We start from the raw sequence: 18,724 nt of genomic DNA, 5'->3' as shown, positions 1-18,724 counted from the left end.
CCCCGGTGACCCCCACCTCCATTCCCCCGATACCCCCGGTCAAGCCCGTGAAGGGCGACACCGGCAACCGGGTCGCGCTGCGCAACTGGCGCATCTCCACGCGCCTGGTGGCCCTGCTGACCCTCCCCGTGGTCGCGGCCACCACGCTCGGCGCGCTGCGTATCAACCAGTCCATGGAGGACATCCAGCAGCTCGACAACATGCGGCTGCTGACCGACATGACGAAGCAGGCGACCGAGCTGTCGATCGCCCTCCAGAACGAGCGCGACCGCACCGCCGGCCCCCTCGCGCACGGCGGCAAGGCGGACGACGCCACCGTCAAGGGCCTGCGCACGACGACGGACCGCTCGCTGGACGCCTTCGTCAACGCGTCCGAGGAGATCGACGCCACCAGCAAGAACGGCAACCTCCAGGGCGTCCGCGACAACCTCGTCGGCCTCGTCGGCGACCTCGGCAACCTGGCCAAGCTGCGCTCCACGGCGTACGCCGCGCAGGGCAACGCGATGCAGACGGTGGAGGGCTACCACCGGCTCATCACCCGGCTCGTCGACCTCTCCCAGGACATGGCCGAGGCCACCTCCAACCCGGAGATGATCCAGCGCACCCGCGCGCTCGCCGCGTTCTCCTCCGCCAAGGAGTACTCGTCGATCCAGCGCGCCGTGCTGACGGCCGCGCTCCCGGCGAACAACAAGACCTTCGGTGACCTCAGCGACAACGACCGCAACTACGGCGAGACCGCGGTCGAGGGCGAGGACTCCGAGCTGGCGATCTTCCGCTCGATCTACGGCGACGAGGGCGCCGAGGAGCTGCTGAAGCCGATCGAGTCGGGCAACGCCACGATCCAGGAGGCCGACCAGTACGCCAACCGCGCCTTCGCCTCCGACTCCGGTCTGGAGTCGCAGGACAAGCGGTCGTACCAGGACTGGCTGGACGCCTCGGGCACCAAGCTCCAGCAGATGAAGAACATCGAGTCCCAGCTCCTGGACGACATGGAGCAGAAGGCCCGCGAGCTGCGCAACGAGACCGAGCGCGACGCGATCATCTCGGGTGTCCTGATCCTGCTGGTGCTCGGTGTCTCGCTGGTCGGCGCGTTCGTCGTCGCCCGGTCGATGATCCGCTCGCTGCGCCGCCTCCAGGAGACGGCCACGAAGGTCGCCCAGGAACGGCTGCCCGAGCTGGTCAAGCAGCTCTCCGAGTCGGACCCGCAGGACGTCGACACCTCCGTCGAGTCGGTCGGTGTGCACTCCCGGGACGAGATCGGCCAGGTGGCCGCGGCCTTCGACGACGTGCACCGCGAGGCCGTCCGGCTCGCCGCCGAGCAGGCCCTGCTGCGGGGCAACGTCAACGCGATGTTCACCAACCTCTCGCGCCGCTCCCAGGGCCTCATCCAGCGTCAGCTCTCGCTCATCTCCGAACTGGAGTCCCGCGAGGCCGACCCGGACCAGTTGTCCTCGCTGTTCAAGCTGGACCACCTCGCGACCCGTATGCGCCGGAACGGCGAGAACCTCCTCGTCCTCGCCGGTGAGGAGCCCGGCCGGCGCTGGACGCGGCCCGTTCCGCTGGTCGACGTGCTGCGTGCCGCCGCGTCCGAGGTGGAGCAGTACGAGCGCATCGAGCTGGCGTCCGTGCCGACGACCGAGGTCGCCGGGCGGGTCGTCAACGACCTCGTGCACCTCCTCGCCGAGCTGCTGGAGAACGCGACGTCGTTCTCCTCCCCGCAGACCAAGGTCAAGGTCACCGGTCACGCGCTGCCCGACGGGCGGGTGCTGATCGAGATCCACGACACCGGTATCGGCCTCTCCCCCGAGGACCTGGCCGCCATCAACGAGCGGCTCGCCTCGCCGCCGACCGTGGACGTGTCGGTGTCCCGGCGCATGGGCCTCTTCGTGGTCGGCCGGCTTTCGCAGCGGCACGGCATCCGCATCCAGCTGCGGCCCTCCGACTCGGGTGGTACGACCGCGCTGGTCATGCTGCCGGTCGACGTCGCGCAGGGCGGCAAGAAGCCGCAGCCCAAGCCCGGTCAGGGCGGTGCCCAGGCCGGTGGCCCGGCGGCGGCCCAGGCCGCTGCGGGTGCGGCTGCCGCGCGGCGCCAGGGCGGGCAGGGCGGCCCCGGTGGCCAGGGCGCTGCCGGCGCGTTCGGCGGCGGTCCGGTCGGCGCGGGTGCGCCGGGCGGCGGCAAGGGGGCCGGGTTCGGTTCCGGGCCGGGTGGTCCGGGGTCCGGTGGGTTCGGCGGCGGCGGTGCGTTCGGCGCCGGCCCGGGTGCCGGTGCCGGGTTCGGCGCGGGTCCTGGTGGCGGTGCGCTCGGGGGCGGTCCGCGGACCGCGCTGCCCGGGCGGGACGGCGCTCCGGCGCGCGGCCAGCAGCAGGGCGGGCGCCCCTCGGCGCCGGCGCCCGCGGGCACCGGTTCCTTCAACGGGCTCCAGGCCGCTTCCCCGCAAGGACAGCAGGGCCAGCAGAGCCAGGACATGTTCGGCGGCGGTTCGCGTCCGCCGCGCGGCAAGGACTCCCGCGGGAACCAGGGCGAGCAGGGCCGTGGCCGCCAGCCGCAGCTGCCGCCCCGCGGTGGCCCCCGGGCCGAGCTACCCGGCGGCAACCCGCAGCCCCGGACGCCGAGTTGGGGCGACGACAACGCGCGCACCCCGGCGCTGGACGCCCCGCGCGGGCACGACGAGCCCGAGGTGGCGCGCACCTCGCAGATGCCGCGCCTCGAAGGGCCCGGCTCGACCGCCGAGATACCCCGGGTCGAGGGCGACTTCGGGCGGGCCGACGTCAACGGCGTACAGCACACGGGCCAGTTCCCGGCGCTGGGTGCTCCTGCTCCGCAGGGCGACCGGCGGGGTGCGCAGGACGACTTCCAGGCGACGAGCCAGTTCCCGGCCATCGGCGCCGGGCAACCGGGCGACGTCGGGGGCCAGTTCGGGCGTACCGGGCAGGACGTGGCCGACAACAGCGGGCAGTTCGTGCGGCCGGACGTCTTCGGGACCGACCCCGTGCCGAGCCCCGCGCCCAACTCCGTACAGAACACCGGGCAGTTCCCGGCGCGGCAGCAGGGGTACGACGGGTCGTCGACCGGTCAGCACGCGCTGCCCGGACGCGCCAACGGGTACGCGGCCCCGCAGCGGCCCGCCGCCCGGCCCGAGCCGGAGGCGCTGCCGCCGGCGGGTCCGGGGGACGGTCGTACTCCGCTGTACGACACGCTGGAGACGAACTGGTTCCACCAGCAGGGCGGTCAGGCGCAGGGGGTGCCGCAGCAGCCGCAGGCTCAGGCACCGGCGCCGGCTCCCGCGCCCGCTCCGGCGGCTCCGCAGCGGCCCGCCGCCGCTCCGGCCACGTCAGCGACATCGGCGTCGTCGGCGGCGTCTTCGTGGCGGGCCACTCCGAACGACGATCTGGTCCGGCAGGCCGAGCGGGTGCGTCAGCCCGCCTCGGGCGGGATCACCACCTCAGGTCTGCCGCGCCGGGTGCCCCGGGCGAACCTCGTGCCGGGCACGGCGCAGCAGCAACAGCACCAGGCGGGCCCGCAGGTCTCGCGTGCGCCGGACGACGTGCGCGGCCGGCTGACCAACCTCCGTCGGGGCATCGCTCAGGGCCGTCAGGCCGGGAGCGGGCAGACAGACAGCTTTCCGAGCCCCACCCACCAGCAGGAGCGTTAGTTGAGTCAGATGAGCCAGGCGGCACAGAATCTGAACTGGTTGATCACCAACTTCGTGGACAACACCCCGGGCGTCTCGCACACCGTGGTGGTCTCCGCGGACGGTCTCCTGCTCGCGATGTCCGAGGGCTTCCCGCGCGACCGCGCCGATCAGCTGGCGGCGGTCGCCTCCGGGCTGACCTCGCTGACGGCGGGCGCCTCGCGGATCTTCGAGGGCGGCAGCGTCGCGCAGACGGTCGTGGAGATGGAGCGGGGATTCCTCTTCCTCATGTCCGTCTCCGACGGCTCCTCGCTCGCCGTCCTCGCCCACCCCGAGTGCGACATCGGCCTCGTCGGCTACGAGATGGCGCTGCTCGTCGATCGCGCGGGCGCTGTGCTCACGCCGGATCTGCGGGCCGAACTGCAAGGCAGTCTGCTCCACTAGACCGCCCCGGCACCACCCACCTCACCAAATCACCGTCCGGTCGGCACACACTCCCCACCCGACCACCAGGGACGGCACGAGACCAAGACTTGCCGACTTGCCTGTCCCGCCCGGAGGATCCATGACCCCGCCCACCGCCCATCATGATCCGTACGCGGACCCGTACGCGGACGAGGGTGACCAGCCGCTGGTGCGTCCGTACGCGATGACCGGTGGCCGGACCCGGCCGCGCTACCAGCTCGCCATCGAGGCGCTGATCAGTACGACGGCCGATCCGGCGGCGCTCATGGGGCTGCTCCCCGAGCACCAGCGCATCTGCCACCTGTGCCGCGAGGTCAAGTCGGTGGCCGAGGTCTCCGCGCTGCTCGCGATGCCGCTCGGGGTGGCCCGGATCCTGGTCGCGGACCTCGCCGAGGCCGGTCTGGTGGCGATCCACCAGCCGGGCGGCGACGAGAACAACGGTGGCGCTCCGGACGTGACGCTGCTCGAAAGGGTGCTCAGTGGACTTCGCAAGCTCTGACGGGGGTCGGGCCACCACCTCCGCGAAGATCGTGGTGGCGGGCGGCTTCGGCGTGGGCAAGACCACGTTCGTGGGCGCCGTCTCCGAGATCAACCCGCTGCGCACCGAGGCCGTGATGACGTCCGCCTCGGCGGGCATCGACGACCTGACCCACACCGGGGACAAGACCACCACGACGGTGGCGATGGACTTCGGCCGCATCACGCTGGACCAGGACCTGATCCTGTACCTGTTCGGTACGCCGGGCCAGGACCGGTTCTGGTTCATGTGGGACGACCTGGTGCGCGGGGCGATCGGCGCGATCGTCCTCGTCGACACGCGCCGCCTCGCGGACTGCTTCCCGGCGGTGGACTACTTCGAGAACAGCGGGCTGCCGTTCGTCATCGCGCTGAACGGCTTCGACGGGAGCCAGCCGTACTCGCCGGACGAGGTCCGCGAGGCCCTCCAGATCGGGCCCGACACCCCGATCATCACGACCGACGCGCGGCACCGTGCCGACGCGAAGTCGGCGCTGATCACGCTGGTCGAGCACGCGCTGATGGCCCGCTTGCGCTGATGATCAAGTGGACGCTGCCGTAGGGCAGTTGTCGTAGACTCACCCGGAGCCGGCTGTGGCCTTTGACACGGTCGGCTTCGGTGTTCATAACGTTTCGGCAGAGGAATCGGGTGGTACCGCCACGCGTCGCGGTCATGCGGTACCGCTGTGCGCATGGCGGCCCCGTCTTTTGACGGGGCTCGCTCTGTATGACCGTTTTATGAGCGCTTTACATCACACGTAATCGGCTCTTCTCACTGTTTGGAAGAGCACTGTTCGCCATGCTGGAATGCCTGAACTGCCCAATAGTCAATGACGTAACTAGCTACGAACGCAGTCGATGGCTGGCTGGGCGTTGAGACACTGCCGCCGAGAGGTTGTTGGTCGAGTGAGGCGAAGCAAGAAAAGTCCCGAGCCTGAGGCCCGGGGCAACTTCACCCCGCCGCCGCGCGGAGCGGCGACCGCCCCCGTCCCGGGCTCGGAGCCCCAGAGCGCGCCGGCCAAGAGCGGCGGCCGGCTCTCCCCCCGCAACTGGCGGGTGCCCACCAGGCTGAACGCGATCCTGCTCATACCCGTGGTGGTCGGCCTCGTGATGGGCGGCTTCCAGGTGAAGGGCTCGATCGACACCTGGCAGGAGGCGCAGGACGCGGAGAACACCGCGAAGCTGGTACGCGCCGCGCTGACCTACAGCAACGCCCTCCTCGTCGAACGCGATGTCACCGCCGCCCCCCTGCTCCAGGGCAAGGGCGAGAACGACCCGACCGTGGTCGCCGCCCGCAAGGCCACCGACAAGGCGTCCGACGACTTCGACGCCGCCGCGCAGAACATGCCCAAGCGCGCCAACCTCGTCCGGCGCCTGGACGGCTTCCGCGAGGTCGAGCCCCGGCTCCAGACGATCCGCGCGGACGCCTACACCGCCAAGATGACCGGCGTGAAGACGGAGGAAGGGTACGTCGACGTCGAGCACAAGCTCCTGGAGTTCTCCAACGAGCTGGGCCTCGGCACCGGCAACATCACCTCCTACGGCCGGACGGTCTACGCGCTCGCACTCGGGCAGGGCGCGCTCTCCCTCCAGCGCTCCATCGGCATGCACCTGCTGATCAAGCCGGGCACCAGCCAGACGAGCCTCTCCCAGCAGCGGGTCGCCCTCACCTCGTACGCCTACCTGGAGAACATCGCGACCCAGGAGTACCAGAGCGGCGGCACCGAGCAGGACATCGCGAAGCTGGCGGCGGCCCAGAAGCAGATCCAGGCCGACGCGGCGACGATGATCCAGGAGCAGAAGGCCAAGAACCCGGACTACGTCGCGCCGCCGACCGACCCGGTGCAGTTCCTGACCGCGATCGCCTCCATCCAGTCGACGGACGCCAGTGAGCGCGCGGCGCTCGCCGAGCAGGGGGTCACCGCCGAGAACTGGTGGGCCATGACGACCCTCAAGTTCGACGCGTACCGCAAGATGGAGTCGAGCCTGTCGGACACCGCGGTGAACGAGGCGTCGACCATCGCGTCCGACGCCCAGCGCGACGCGTACATCACGGGTGCCGCGGTCGTCGTCGCCCTGCTGCTCGCGTTCATCCTGGCCTCGGCCGTCGCCCGGCAGATGTCCCGCTCGATGCGCCAGCTGCGCAACGCGGCCTTCGGGATCGCCGAGCAGCGCCTGCCGATGCTGGTCGACCAGCTCTCCCGGACCGACCCGGGCCGGGTGGACACGCGGGTCGCGCCGATCCCGATCAACACGACGGACGAGATCGGCGAGGTCGCCCGCGCCTTCGACCAGGTCCACCGCGAGGCCGTCCGGCTCGCCGCCGAGCAGGCCCTGCTGCGGGGCAACATCAACGCGATCTTCACCAACCTCTCGCGCCGCAACCAGTCGCTGATCGAGGGCCAGCTGACCCTCATCACCGACCTGGAGAACAACGAGGCCGACCCGGACCAGCTGGAGAACCTCTTCCGCCTGGACCACCTCGCGACCCGTATGCGCCGCAACGGCGAGAACCTCCTCGTCCTCGCCGGCGAGGAGCCGGGCCGCCGCTGGGACCAGCCGGTCCCGCTGGTCGACGTGCTGCGCGCCGCCTCCTCCGAGGTGGAGCAGTACGAGCGCATCGAGCTGTCGGGCGTGCCGGAGGCCGAGATCCACGGCCGCGCGGTCACCGACCTCGTGCACCTGCTCGCCGAGCTGCTGGAGAACGCCACCACGTTCTCCTCCCCGCAGACCAAGGTCCGGGTCACCGCGACGCGTCTTCCCGACGGCCGCGTGATGATCGAGATCCACGACAAGGGCATCGGCCTCACCGCCGAGGACTTCGCGGACATCAACCACAAGCTGGCCAACCCGCCGACCGTGGACGCCGCGATCTCGCAGCGCATGGGCCTCTTCGTGGTCGGCCGCCTCTCCGACCGGCACGGCATCCGCGTCCAGCTGCGGCCCTCGGGCGAGCAGGCCGGGACGACGTCGCTGGTCATGCTGCCGGACGCGATCACGCACGGCGGCGGTGGCGAACAGCAGCCGGAGCAGGACCAGTTCACGGTCTCGCAGATCATCCCCGAGCAGCAGTTCGGCAAGCCCGGCGGCGAGAGCTTCGGCCAGGTGCCGCAGCAGCAGCCGATGCGTACGGCGGCCGAACTCGGCTTCGACGACACCCGCTACGAGGTCCCGGACGACATCCGCGACCTGGACCCGGTGGGCCGCTCGCTGATGCGCGAGGAGCGGCGGGCGGCGCTGGAGGCGCCCCAGCAGCCCGAGGCACCCTTCGGCGGTCCGCAGGAGACGCAGCAGACGCCTGTCTACGGGGATTCCTTCACGGATTCTCCGCAAGTCACCCAGCAGACTCCGCAACTCCCCTACGGATCCCCGCAGAACGGCTTCGACGGGGCCGCCACGGGCTTCGTGGAGCAGCCCCAGGCCCCGCAGTCCCCCTACGGCACGCAGTCTCCGTACGAGGGCGCACAGCAGCCGTCGTACGAGGAGCCGTACTTCGCGTCGCAGGCTCCTGCGAACGGCGGCGGGGGTTACCCGGAGCCGGGCGCGCAGGACAGCGGGGCCGGCGCCTCGAACGGGTACCCGTCCTTCGAGCAGCCCTCCTACCAGGACGACTGGCCGCAGCAGGACGACTACCGCAACGGCTACCCGGACCAGTACGCTCCCGAAGCGGAATCCGCGCAGGTCGCTGACGCGGCCGAGGCGGAGCCCGTAGGCTTCGAGCGGCCGGGACCGGCCCCCTCCACCGCCCACTCGCTGACCGACGCCGGGCTTCCGCGCCGCGGCGGCGGGGCGAACGGGACCGCGCAGCCCGAGCGGCAGCAGGAGACCCCGGCTCCGGCGGCTTCCGGCAGTTTCAACGGCTTCGGCGGGGGTGAGAGCGCGGGTGGGGATGACGACTCCTGGCGTTCCGCGAACGACGAACGCTGGCAGCAGGCTTCGCAGTTGCGCAAGCCCAAGGCGGGCGGGGTCACCTCCTCCGGCCTGCCGCGGCGGGTGCCCAAGGCCAACCTGGTCGAGGGCGCCGCGGAAGCCACCCACCAGGGGGGTCCCCAGATCTCCCGCGCCCCGGAGGACGTCCGAGGCAGGTTGAGTAACCTGCGCCGAGGGGTCCAGCGCGGGCGCAGTGCAGGCAGTGAAACGAACGGTCAGGCCACGTGGAATGAGCACAGTGGCTCTGACAGCACCTACAACCAGGAGCGTTAGTGTGAGCCCGATGAGCCAGGCGGCACAGAACCTGAACTGGTTGATCACCAACTTCGTGGACAACACCCCGGGGGTGTCCCACACCGTGGTGGTCTCCGCCGACGGACTCCTTCTGGCGATGTCCGAAGGCTTCCCCCGCGACCGCGCCGACCAGCTCGCGGCCGTCGCCTCCGGTCTGACGTCCCTGACGGCAGGCGCCTCCCGGATCTTCGAGGGAGGTGCCGTGAATCAGACGGTTGTGGAGATGGAGCGAGGGTTCCTCTTCATCATGTCCGTATCCGACGGCTCCTCCCTCGCCGTTCTCGCCCACCCGGAGGCGGACATCGGCCTCATCGGGTACGAGATGGCGCTTCTGGTGGACCGTGCCGGTTCGGTCCTGACGCCCGATCTTCGTGCGGAGCTCCAGGGGAGCCTGCTCAACTAGCAGACGGACGGTGCGTTTTGGCGTCCCGAGGCCGTAGGGTTTCGGGACGCGGCACAGTCGGAGGAGGAGAGAAAGTGGCAACACCCCCAGGCGGTTCCCATCCGGGCGATTGGTCGTACGGCCCTGGCCACGGCGAGAACGCACCGAACCCGAACCGCTACAACTTCCCCTCCGCACCCAGCCAGCCACGACAGCCGTACGCCCCGCAGGGACCCGGCCCGTCCCCGTACGACCAGCAGCCGCCGGCCGCGCCGCGCATCCAGCCGGTGCAGCCGCCGCAGCGCCGCACGCCGGAGCCGTCGCCCGCCGGCTCCTCGAACAACCCCCTGGTGCGTCCGTACGCCATGACCGGCGGCCGGACGCGCCCGCGCTACCAGCTCGCCATCGAGGCGCTGGTGCACACCACCGCGCAGCCGCACCAGATGCAGGGGCAACTGCCCGAGCATCAGCGGATCTGCAACCTGTGCCGTGAGATCAAGTCGGTGGCCGAGATCTCGGCGTTGCTGACCATTCCTCTCGGCGTGGCCAGGATTCTCGTCGCCGACTTGGCGGAGGCGGGCCTGGTCGCCATTCATCAGCCCGGCGGCGACGAGAACGCCGGAGGCCAGCCAGACGTGACTTTGCTCGAAAGGGTGCTCAGTGGACTTCGCAAGCTCTAGCGGAGGGCCTTCCCGCTCCACCACGTCCGCGAAGATCGTGGTGGCGGGCGGCTTCGGCGTGGGCAAGACCACGTTCGTTGGTGCTGTCTCGGAGATCAATCCGCTGCGTACCGAGGCCGTGATGACGTCCGCTTCCGCGGGCATCGACGACCTCACCCACACGGGGGACAAGACGACGACGACCGTCGCCATGGACTTCGGTCGTATCACGCTCGACCAGGACCTCATCCTGTACCTCTTCGGTACGCCCGGCCAGGACCGGTTCTGGTTCATGTGGGACGACCTGGTGCGCGGGGCGATCGGCGCGATCGTCCTCGTCGACACGCGCCGCCTCGCCGACTGCTTCCCGGCCGTGGACTACTTCGAGAACAGCGGCCTGCCGTTCGTCATCGCCCTCAACGGCTTCGACGGCAACCAGCCCTACTCCCCCGACGAGGTCCGCGAGGCCCTCCAGATCGGGCCCGACACCCCGATCATCACGACCGACGCGCGGCACCGCGCCGACGCGAAGTCGGCGCTGATCACGCTGGTCGAGCACGCGCTGATGGCCCGCCTGCGGTAGGGGTTTTCCCGCGATCCGGTTGCGGCCCTCGTCTTCCCTGTGTTTCGTGTGGGGAGATGGGGGCCGTTCTTGTTCTCGCCTGTGGGGGGCTCGGTGAACTCTGAAGACGCCGCTATGGAGTTGGGCGCGGCCGTGGGACGGGTCGCGGCTCAGGCGTGGCTCGGGGGTCCGTCGGTACCGCTCGGGGAACTGGTGGCGGTGCGGGTGTCCTCCGCGCGTCTGCGCAACAGCGTGCTGCGGCAGTTCGGGGAGATCGCCGACGCCGTGTACGACCGGCTGGAGCCGTTCCTGGAACGGGAGTTCAGGCGCCTGGCCGAACCGGAGCGGCTGACGCTCGTCCAGGGGGTGAGTGGTGCGCTGGGGTTCGTGGAGCTGGGGGGCGGGGAGAGCGCGGCGGAGGCGGTGCGCAGGATCACCGGAGCCGTGCGGGTCCCGGGCGGGCGGCTCGGGGAGGCGTTGTTCACGGAGTGCTGCGAGTACGCGGTGCGGGTGGTGCGCGCCCTGCCGGTGTTCGAGGAGCGGACGGCCGGTGCGTCGTTCGGGGGTGAGGTGGCCCGGATGGTGGAGCGGTTGCCGGACCGGTCGCTGCTGGCGGAGGAGGGAGGGGACCGGGACACCGTGTTCCGGCGGCGCTATCTGGAGGTGGTGAGCAGGACGCTGGACGAGGTGGAACTGTTCCGGCGGACGTCGGAACACGGGCTGGGTCAGGCCCGGCTGTCGGTGGCGTACGTGAGCCTGCGGGCCGGCGGGGGTGACGGACGGCGGCTGCGTGCCGGACGAGGCGCACCACCGCTGTTGCGGCCCGACATGAGTGTCTGGGAGGAAGTGGACGGCGACTCCGGGGGGATGCGGGTCGAGACGGCTCTGCGCGGGTCGTCGCGCGTTCTGCTGCGGGGAGAGGCCGGTTCCGGGAAGACGACGCTGCTGCGGTGGCTCGCGGTCATGGCGGCCCGGGGCGCGTTCACCGGGGAGCTGGCGGAGTGGAACGGGTTGACCCCGGTGTTCATGAAGCTGCGGGAGTACAGCGGGAAGGCGCTGCCGGCGCCGGGTGCGATGCTGGACTCGGTGGCCGGACTCATCACCGGGGACATGCCGGCGGGGTGGGTGGAGCGGCAACTCACGGCGGGAACCGCTCTGTTGCTCGTCGACGGGGTGGACGAGCTGCTGGACAGTGAGCGCCGAAGGGTTCGGGAGTGGCTGCGCGGACTGCTCCTCGGGTACCCGAAGGCGCGGGTCGTGGTGACCTCACGGCCGGGAGCGGCGGGAGCGGACTGGCTGCGGCGGGACAAGTTCACCTCCCTGCACCTGGACCGGATGAACCCGTCCGACATCAGCGTCTTCGTACGGCAATGGCATCTCGCCGCACGGGAGTTGGGGGACGACCTGCCGTGCGCGGTGGAGGAGCTGCCGCAGTACGAGCAGTCGCTGCTGAACAGCCTGAAGGACCGGGCCCACGTTCAGTCGCTGGCGGGGACTCCGCTGCTGGCGTCGATGCTGTGCGCGATGCACCTGAGCCGGGGCAGCCAACTCCCCCGCGACCGCATGGAGTTGTACCGCAACGCCTTGCACATGCTGGTGCACGAGCGGGACGCCGAGCGCGGTGTCCCCAGCGCGGCCGGGGACGAGTTGAGTCTCGGCGACAAGATGCTGCTGCTGCGCGACCTGGCCTGGCGGTTGTCGGACAACGACCGGAGCGAGATCTCGCTGGAGAGCGCCGAATCGTACGTCGCGCGGAAGCTGGCGGGGATGCGGCACGTGGAGGAGCCGGACGCGACGGCGGTGCTGGATCACTTGCGAAGCCGGTCCGGGATGCTGCGGTCCCCCTCCGAGGGACGGCTCGGGTTCGTGCACCGCACGTTCCAGGAGTACCTGGCGGCGGCGGAGGCGGCCGAGGAGGACCGGATGGGGAACCTGGTCGGCCGCGCGCATCTCGACATCTGGCGCGAGACGATCATCATGGCCGCAGGACACGCGAACACCCGCCAACGGGAGGAACTCCTGGGCGGGATTCTGGACCGCGCCGCGCAGGACCCCCGGTACGCGCGCAAGCTGCGCCTGCTGGCGGCCTCCTGCCAGGAGACGGTGCCGGCCTTCGGCGACGACCTGGGGAAACGGCTGGACGAGGCGGTGACGGCGCTGCTTCCGGCGCGACGGCGGACCGATCCTCCCGCGCTGGCTGCCGTGGGGACGAGTCTGCTGCGCAGGATGCCTCGGTCGCTGGAGGAGTTGTCGCTGAACGCGGCCACGCAGACCGTGCGGACGGTGGCGCTGATCGGTGGCCGGCAGGCCTTGTCGCTGCTGGCCGGCTACGCCGTGGACGAGCGGCATGAAGTCGTCGATGAACTCGTCGCCGCCTGGCGGTACTTCGACGCGCACGCGTACGCGAGTGAGGTGCTGGGCGAAGTGGCGCTGGAGGATCACACGGTTCAGCTGTCGCACAGCTCCCAGTGGACGGCGGTGGCCAGGCTCCGGGATGTCCGACAGGTGCTTGTGAGCCATCCGGTCACGGACATCTCGCCGATCGCCGGCTTTCCGCAGCTGGAGACTCTGAGGTTCTCCGGCCTCCGCGGAAACGTGGACCTCACGCCGCTGAGAAGCCAGCCGGAGCTGCGCAATCTGTCCCTGGTGGGATATGCGTCGCTGCCAGGACTGGCAGTGCTGGAGGACCTGCGGATGCTGACTTATCTGACCACAGACACTGATTGCGTGAGGGATCTGTCGGCGCTGCCGAGCGACGTCAGCATCGCGCACCTGTACCTGCTGAGCGACCTCGCTTGGCCTCTCCGAGGAGTGGACCGGCTGCACACATGGCCTCGTCTAACTTCGCTGTACCTCGGGGGCGTCGACGTCGGCGCGTGGCTGGAGGCAGAAGCGTTTCCTTCGCGTCTCCGGTATCTCCACCTCTCCGGCTGCATCCTCCCTCCGGACCCAGCCGCACTCGATCTCCCCGGCACGCGCGTCAAGATCATCTGAGACACACCGAAACCCCGCCTCCCCAAAGGAGAAGCGGGGTTTCCGAAGTGCAGGTTCAGCGCCAGCTGTGCGGTGCGCGGAAGCCGTTCTCGCGGTCCAGGCGGCGCCAGCCGGCCCGGACGCGGCCCCGGTGGGACGGGGTCTCGGTGGGGCGGGCGGCGGCGCGGGCCAGGAGGATCGCCGTGATGGCCGCGACTTCCTCCGGCTCGGCGTTGCCCTTTTCGACGCGGATGTCTGGGGTGTTCATAAGAATGAGTCTCCGTGAGAGAGGTTTCCGCAGGGTTACTGCGGGGGGTTGCCGTGTTTGCGGGACGGCAGGTCGGCGTGCTTGGACTGGAGCATCGCCAGGGACTTGACGAGGACCTCGCGGGTTTCCGCGGGGTCGATCACGTCGTCGACGAGGCCGCGTTCCGCCGCGTAGTACGGGTGCATCAGCTCGGCCTTGTACTCCTTGACCATGCGCGCGCGCATCGCCTCGGGGTCTTCGGCGCCGGCGATCTGGCGGCGGAAGATGACGTTGGCCGCGCCCTCCGCGCCCATGACGGCGATCTCGTTGGTGGGCCAGGCGTAGGTCAGGTCCGCGCCGATGGACTGGCTGTCCATGACGATGTAGGCGCCGCCGTAGGCCTTGCGGAGGATGAGGGAGATCCGGGGGACCGTGGCGTTGCAGTACGCGTACAGGAGCTTCGCGCCGTGGCGGATGATGCCGCCGTGCTCCTGGTCGACGCCGGGGAGGAACCCGGGGACGTCCAGGAAGGTGACGATCGGGATATTGAAAGCGTCACACATCTGGACGAAGCGCGCAGCTTTTTCGGAGGCCTCGATGTCGAGGACGCCGGCGAGGCTCTGGGGCTGGTTGGCGACGATGCCGACGACCTGGCCGTCGAGGCGGGCGAGGGCGCAGATGATGTTGCGGGCCCACCGCTCGTGGACCTCGACGTAGTCGCCGTCGTCGACGATCTCCTCGATGACCTTGGTCATGTCGTACGGGCGGTTGCCGTCGGCGGGGACGAGGTCGAGCAGGACGTCGCTGCGGCGGTCGACGGGGTCGGTGGACTCGACGCGCGGCGGGTTCTCGCGGTTGTTCTGCGGGAGGAGCGACAGGAGGTAGCGGACCTCCGCGATGCAGGTCTCCTCGTCGTCGTAGGCGAAGTGGCAGACGCCGGAGGTCTCCGCGTGGACGTCGGCGCCGCCGAGGCCGTTCTGGGTGATCTCCTCGCCGGTGACGGCCTTGACGACGTCGGGTCCGGTGATGAACATCTGCGAGGTCTCGCGGACCATGAAGACGAAGTCGGTGAGGGCGGGGCTGTAGGCCGCGCCGCCCGCGCAGGGACCCAGCATGACGGAGATCTGCGGGATGACGCCGGACGCCTTGGTGTTGCGCTGGAAGATGCCGCCGTACCCGGCGAGGGCGGAGACGCCCTCCTGGATGCGGGCGCCGGCGCCGTCGTTCAGGGAGACGAGGGGCGCGCCGGCCGCGATGGCCATGTCCATGATCTTGTGGATCTTCGTGGCGTGGGCCTCGCCGAGGGCGCCGCCGAAGATGCGGAAGTCGTGGGCGTAGACGAAGACCGTGCGGCCCTCGACGGTGCCCCAGCCGGTGATGACGCCGTCGGTGTAGGGCTTCTTGGCCTCCAGGCCGAAGCCGACCGCGCGGTGCCGGCGGAGTTGTTCGACCTCCTGGAAGGAGCCGGGGTCGAGGAGCAGCTCGATGCGCTCGCGGGCGGTCAGCTTGCCCTTGGCGTGCTGCGCCTCGGTCGCCTTCTCGCTCGGGCCGGCGATCGCGCTCGCACGGATCTCGTGCAGCTCGGCCACGCGGCCTCGGGCGTCGGCGGGCCCGTCCGTCGCTTCGTCCAAAACGGTCATGTAGCGACCTTACGAAGCGGTCCGAGGATTACGAGACGTCGACTCCGTACAGTCTCCGGCCCGTTTTCCTGGTACCCCTGAACAGAAGCCGGGGCGGGTGCACCCCTTCCGACTGCTCAGAGGGGTCGCGCGTTGTGGGGGATCGACAAAGACGCGGCGGGAGACTCACATCACACGCGAGGGGAACACGGTCAACCCTATAGCTCTTCTGGAGGCGATCTTCGGCGACGGAGAGTAGCTTCGTCAGCACGGTAAGGAAGTTGAATGGAGGACATGATGGGGATCTTCGGCCGCAAGAGCGACGACTCCGCCGAGGCACCGGCGGCGAGCGCCGACCTGGCCGCCCTGACCGGCGACTACACCATCGACCCGGCCCACTCGACGCTCGGCTTCACCGCGCGGCACGCGATGGTGACGAACGTGAAGGGCAAGTTCGACGAGTTCAGCGGCGAACTGCATCTGGACGGCTCGGACCCGTCCGCGTCCACGGCGTCCCTCGACATCGTGATGAGCAGCATCGACACCGGTTCGGCGGACCGCGACGGGCACCTGAAGAGCGCGGACTTCTTCAAGACGGACGAGTTCCCGACGATGACGTTCCGCTCGACCAAGGCGGAGTCGCTCGGCGGGGACGACTACCGCGTCACCGGCGATCTGACGATCCTCGGGACGACGAAGCCGCTCAGCATCGACCTGGAGTTCAACGGCGCGGCGAAGGACCCGTTCGGCAACGAGCGCGTCGGGTTCGAGGGCCGGGCGGAGCTGCTGCGCTCGGAGTGGGGCATCACCTGGAACGCGGCGCTGGAGACCGGCGGCGTCCTGGTGTCCGACAAGATCAAGCTCAACTTCGACATCTCGGCGATCAGGAAGAGCTGAGAGCCGGTCGCATCGGCGGCCCGCCGGGGCAGTTCCTGTCGATTACCGACAATCAGCATCAAAGAGGACTCTTGGGGCGTTTTCCGGGCATCACCCAGGCTCGGCAACACGGCCCCGGGAGGCACTTTGAGCACGATGTCAGGTCCGCAGAACTACCCCGGCGCTGACCGCGGTCACTGGTACCAGACGAAGTACGGCGGCAGCCGGATGGAGGTCAACGTCGTCGTGCTCCATACGACGGAGGGCCGCAGCCTCCCCGACTACCAGGGGGGCGCCGCCGCCCCCAACCTGACCGCGCTCCCCGACCTCGCCGCGCGCAAGCTCCGCTGGTACCAGCACTTCCAGATCGACGTCTCCTCCCGCGCCCTGGTCAACTCCCCCGGCGGGGTCCAGACGAACACGCTGAACGTGTGCCAGGTGGAGCTGATCGGCACCTGCGACCCCCGCCTCCACAGCAAGTGGAAGGCGAACGACACCCCGCACGTCTACTGGCCGCAGGCCCCGGAGTGGGCGCTGCGCGAGGTCGCCCGCTTCCTCGCCTGGATGCACGACCACCACGGCGTCCCCCTCAAGGGCCCCTCGCTGTGGCCCGCGTACCCCGCCTCCGCCGGCAACCGGTCGGGCCAGCGCATGAGTCACGACCGCTGGAACGGCTTCCGGGGTGTCTGCGGCCACATGCACGTACCCGAGAACTGCGTCCACCCCGACACCCCGGTCCTGCGCGCCGACCTCACCTGGCAGCGCGCCGGCGACCTCCGGGTGGGCGACGAGATCGTGTCGTTCGACGAACACGCCGAGCCGGACCGCCGCTACCGCACCGGCACCGTCACCCGCAACGACCCCGGCGTGAAGGGGAGTTGCCGGATCACCACGGCCGACGGCGAGATCACCGCCACGTACGACCACCCCTGGCTGGTCCGCGAGAACGGCGCCGTCTCCTGGGTGCCCAGCAAGGAACTCGACCCGTTCCGCCACCGCATCCTGCGGCTGCGCCCCGAGGCGGGCTGGGCGGGGACGGCGGTGGGCGGCGACGACACGGCCGTACTCGGTGTCGAGTACGTCGGTGAGCAGCCCATCGCGTCGCTGTCGACCAGTACGCGGACGTACGTCGCCGACGGGCTGCTCTGCCACAACACCCATGGCGATCCCGGGTCGATCGACTTCGAGCGGCTGATCGAGTTCGCCAAGGGGGGCTAGAACCAGTGGAGGCAGTGCGGGGTGCGGTCGGCGCGGAAGAAGGCGTCGGCCCGTGAGGCCGCGTCCGGGTGGTGGGCGCGGATACGGCCCGCCCTCACCAGCGTGGTCGGCGCGGTGCCGCCCAGGTAGACCGAGCCCAAGTCGCTGACGTCCAGGGAGAGATCGGGCTCCCGGTCGGTCCGTACGCACTCCGCCTTGCCGTCGGTGACGGTCAGCAGGTAGCGGCCCTTCTCCTCAAGGAACTCGTCCTCGACGTCGAGGACCAGTTCGCCGTCCGTGCACCAGCCCCGGGCGGTCAGGGCGCGCGGGATGTCCAGGAGGCGGACCCACAACCAGTCCATGTGGTCGGTGAGTTCGGGGCCCCGGAAGTCCACGAACTGCCAGCGCAGGGGGTGTTCCGGCGGGAACTTCCTGAACACGGCCTTCTCCGTGAGGTCGTGTTCGAGGACGAACCTGGCGAGCGCCGTGAAGACCGCGTCGTCCCCGGCGATCGTCTCGTCGACGGTCAGCGTGGAGCCCTCCTTCGCGTAGCTCGCGTACCCGTCCGGGACGCCGTGCGCGTCGCGGTGCACGGCGACGTAGCGGTGGGCCGGGGCGATCGGGGGCATGCCCGCGCGCCGCGCCCACCAGTGGTGGGGGCGGGAGAGGGCGCCGGGCTGGACGCGACGGTAGCGGTCGTACACCTCCTCCATGATCTGCACGGCGGCCTCGCGGTTCAGGACCTCGACCGTGCCGGGGTCCTCCGGCGCGGCTATGAGGGCCGCCCGGTGGCGGGGGACCGTGAGGCGCTGGGTGTACGTCGCCGGGCCGTAGCCGAAGCGGCGGTAGATCAGCGCCTCCGAGGCGAGCAGGACGGCCAGGGACTCGCCCTGGGCGCGGAGGTCCGTGAGCTGGTGGCGCATCATCGCCGTGAGGGCGCCCCTGCGGCGGTGCGTGGGCAGGACGCCGACCGCTGTGACACCGGGGGCGGAGATCAACCGGCCGCCGGGGAGCGTGAGTTCGAAGGTGTACGCGCCCGCCGTGCCGACCGGCTTGCCGTCCTCGGTCTCCGCGAACAGGTTGCGGTCCATCTCGGTCGCCGCCCACCAGACTCCCCCGCCGTCCTCCGCCGGGGTCTCGGGGGCCAGGCCGAACGCGGCGAGCAGGGTGGTGACGAAGAGGTCGTGGTCCTCGTCGGTGGTGGGGCGGATGTGCATGGGATGCGGTGCCTTCCCGGAGGGTTCGTGGTGTCGCGCCACTGTGCCGTGCCGGGGGGCGGCGGGGTCAAGCCAATTAGGGGCACCATGGGGGCATGAACGGGGATCACATCGATTTTCGGGGCGGGATCTTCTACGGGCCGGTGTACGGGAAG

Annotated in this window: 14 protein-coding genes; 11 read left to right on the top strand and 3 right to left on the bottom strand. The window is 70.4% G+C overall.

The annotated features are described in order from the left end of the window. Window positions 1–47 precede the first annotated feature (47 nt). The 9 genes from AOK24_RS18340 to AOK24_RS18300 all read left to right on the top strand — a co-directional run bounded on the left by AOK24_RS18340 (window position 48) and on the right by AOK24_RS18300 (window position 13,434). Complete coding sequence (locus tag AOK24_RS18340; protein ID WP_240553992.1) at window positions 48–3,653, top strand: sensor histidine kinase; 3,606 nt, start codon at window positions 48–50, stop codon at window positions 3,651–3,653. Window positions 3,654–3,662: 9 nt separating this feature from the next. After that, entirely contained in the window at window positions 3,663–4,076 is a 414-nt protein-coding gene (locus AOK24_RS18335) for a roadblock/LC7 domain-containing protein (RefSeq protein ID WP_003993189.1), read from the top strand. A 121-nt stretch (window positions 4,077–4,197) separates the two neighbouring features. After that, entirely contained in the window at window positions 4,198–4,596 is a 399-nt protein-coding gene (locus tag AOK24_RS18330; RefSeq protein ID WP_055721152.1) for a DUF742 domain-containing protein, read from the top strand. After that, on the top strand, window positions 4,577–5,152 hold the full coding sequence (locus AOK24_RS18325; protein ID WP_010354691.1) for a GTP-binding protein: 576 nt from the start codon (window positions 4,577–4,579) through the stop codon (window positions 5,150–5,152). The genes AOK24_RS18330 and AOK24_RS18325 overlap by 20 nt, the downstream gene beginning before the upstream one ends. A gap of 367 nt (window positions 5,153–5,519) precedes the next feature. Continuing rightward, window positions 5,520–8,816, top strand: a complete 3,297-nt coding sequence (locus tag AOK24_RS18320; RefSeq protein ID WP_079056869.1) for a sensor histidine kinase — start codon at window positions 5,520–5,522, stop codon at window positions 8,814–8,816. Window positions 8,817–8,826: 10 nt separating this feature from the next. Then, a complete protein-coding gene (locus tag AOK24_RS18315; RefSeq protein ID WP_007384910.1) occupies window positions 8,827–9,240 on the top strand; it encodes a roadblock/LC7 domain-containing protein in 414 nt (137 codons plus the stop codon). 74 nt (window positions 9,241–9,314) lie between these two features. After that, window positions 9,315–9,899 (top strand): DUF742 domain-containing protein, encoded by a 585-nt coding sequence (locus tag AOK24_RS18310; protein ID WP_055721150.1) that lies wholly within the window; start codon window positions 9,315–9,317, stop codon window positions 9,897–9,899. Beyond that, window positions 9,880–10,461, top strand: a complete 582-nt coding sequence (locus tag AOK24_RS18305; protein WP_029183992.1) for a GTP-binding protein — start codon at window positions 9,880–9,882, stop codon at window positions 10,459–10,461. The genes AOK24_RS18310 and AOK24_RS18305 overlap by 20 nt, the downstream gene beginning before the upstream one ends. 93 nt (window positions 10,462–10,554) lie before the next feature. After that, window positions 10,555–13,434, top strand: a complete 2,880-nt coding sequence (locus tag AOK24_RS18300) for an NACHT domain-containing protein (RefSeq protein WP_055721154.1) — start codon at window positions 10,555–10,557, stop codon at window positions 13,432–13,434. A gap of 55 nt (window positions 13,435–13,489) precedes the next feature. Here the strand turns inward: AOK24_RS18300 and AOK24_RS18295 are convergent, their stop codons facing one another. Next, window positions 13,490–13,681, bottom strand: a complete 192-nt coding sequence (locus AOK24_RS18295) for an acyl-CoA carboxylase subunit epsilon (RefSeq protein ID WP_055721149.1) — start codon at window positions 13,679–13,681, stop codon at window positions 13,490–13,492. A gap of 35 nt (window positions 13,682–13,716) precedes the next feature. Next, the gene (locus tag AOK24_RS18290; protein WP_055721148.1) at window positions 13,717–15,300 is read right to left on the bottom strand and encodes an acyl-CoA carboxylase subunit beta; all 1,584 of its coding nucleotides are present in this window, start codon (window positions 15,298–15,300) and stop codon (window positions 13,717–13,719) included. A gap of 276 nt (window positions 15,301–15,576) precedes the next feature. Here AOK24_RS18290 and AOK24_RS18285 point away from each other — a divergent pair, with 276 nt between their 5' ends. Beyond that, window positions 15,577–16,176, top strand: coding sequence for a YceI family protein (locus AOK24_RS18285; RefSeq protein ID WP_055721153.1), 600 nt, complete (start codon window positions 15,577–15,579; stop codon window positions 16,174–16,176). Between the two features lie 135 nt (window positions 16,177–16,311). Continuing rightward, the gene (locus AOK24_RS18280; protein WP_055721147.1) at window positions 16,312–17,373 is read left to right on the top strand and encodes a Hint domain-containing protein; all 1,062 of its coding nucleotides are present in this window, start codon (window positions 16,312–16,314) and stop codon (window positions 17,371–17,373) included. Here the strand turns inward: AOK24_RS18280 and AOK24_RS18275 are convergent. Continuing rightward, a complete protein-coding gene (locus AOK24_RS18275) occupies window positions 17,370–18,569 on the bottom strand; it encodes a GNAT family N-acetyltransferase (protein ID WP_055721146.1) in 1,200 nt (399 codons plus the stop codon). The genes AOK24_RS18280 and AOK24_RS18275 overlap by 4 nt on opposite strands. Window positions 18,570–18,724 lie beyond the last annotated feature (155 nt).

It is taken from the genome of Streptomyces niveiscabiei (assembly GCF_001419795.1).
GTDB classification, from domain to species: Bacteria; Actinomycetota; Actinomycetes; order Streptomycetales; family Streptomycetaceae; genus Streptomyces; species Streptomyces niveiscabiei.
The sequence above is the reverse complement of the archived record's forward strand: the minus strand, read 5'-3'. Positions and strand labels throughout refer to the sequence as shown.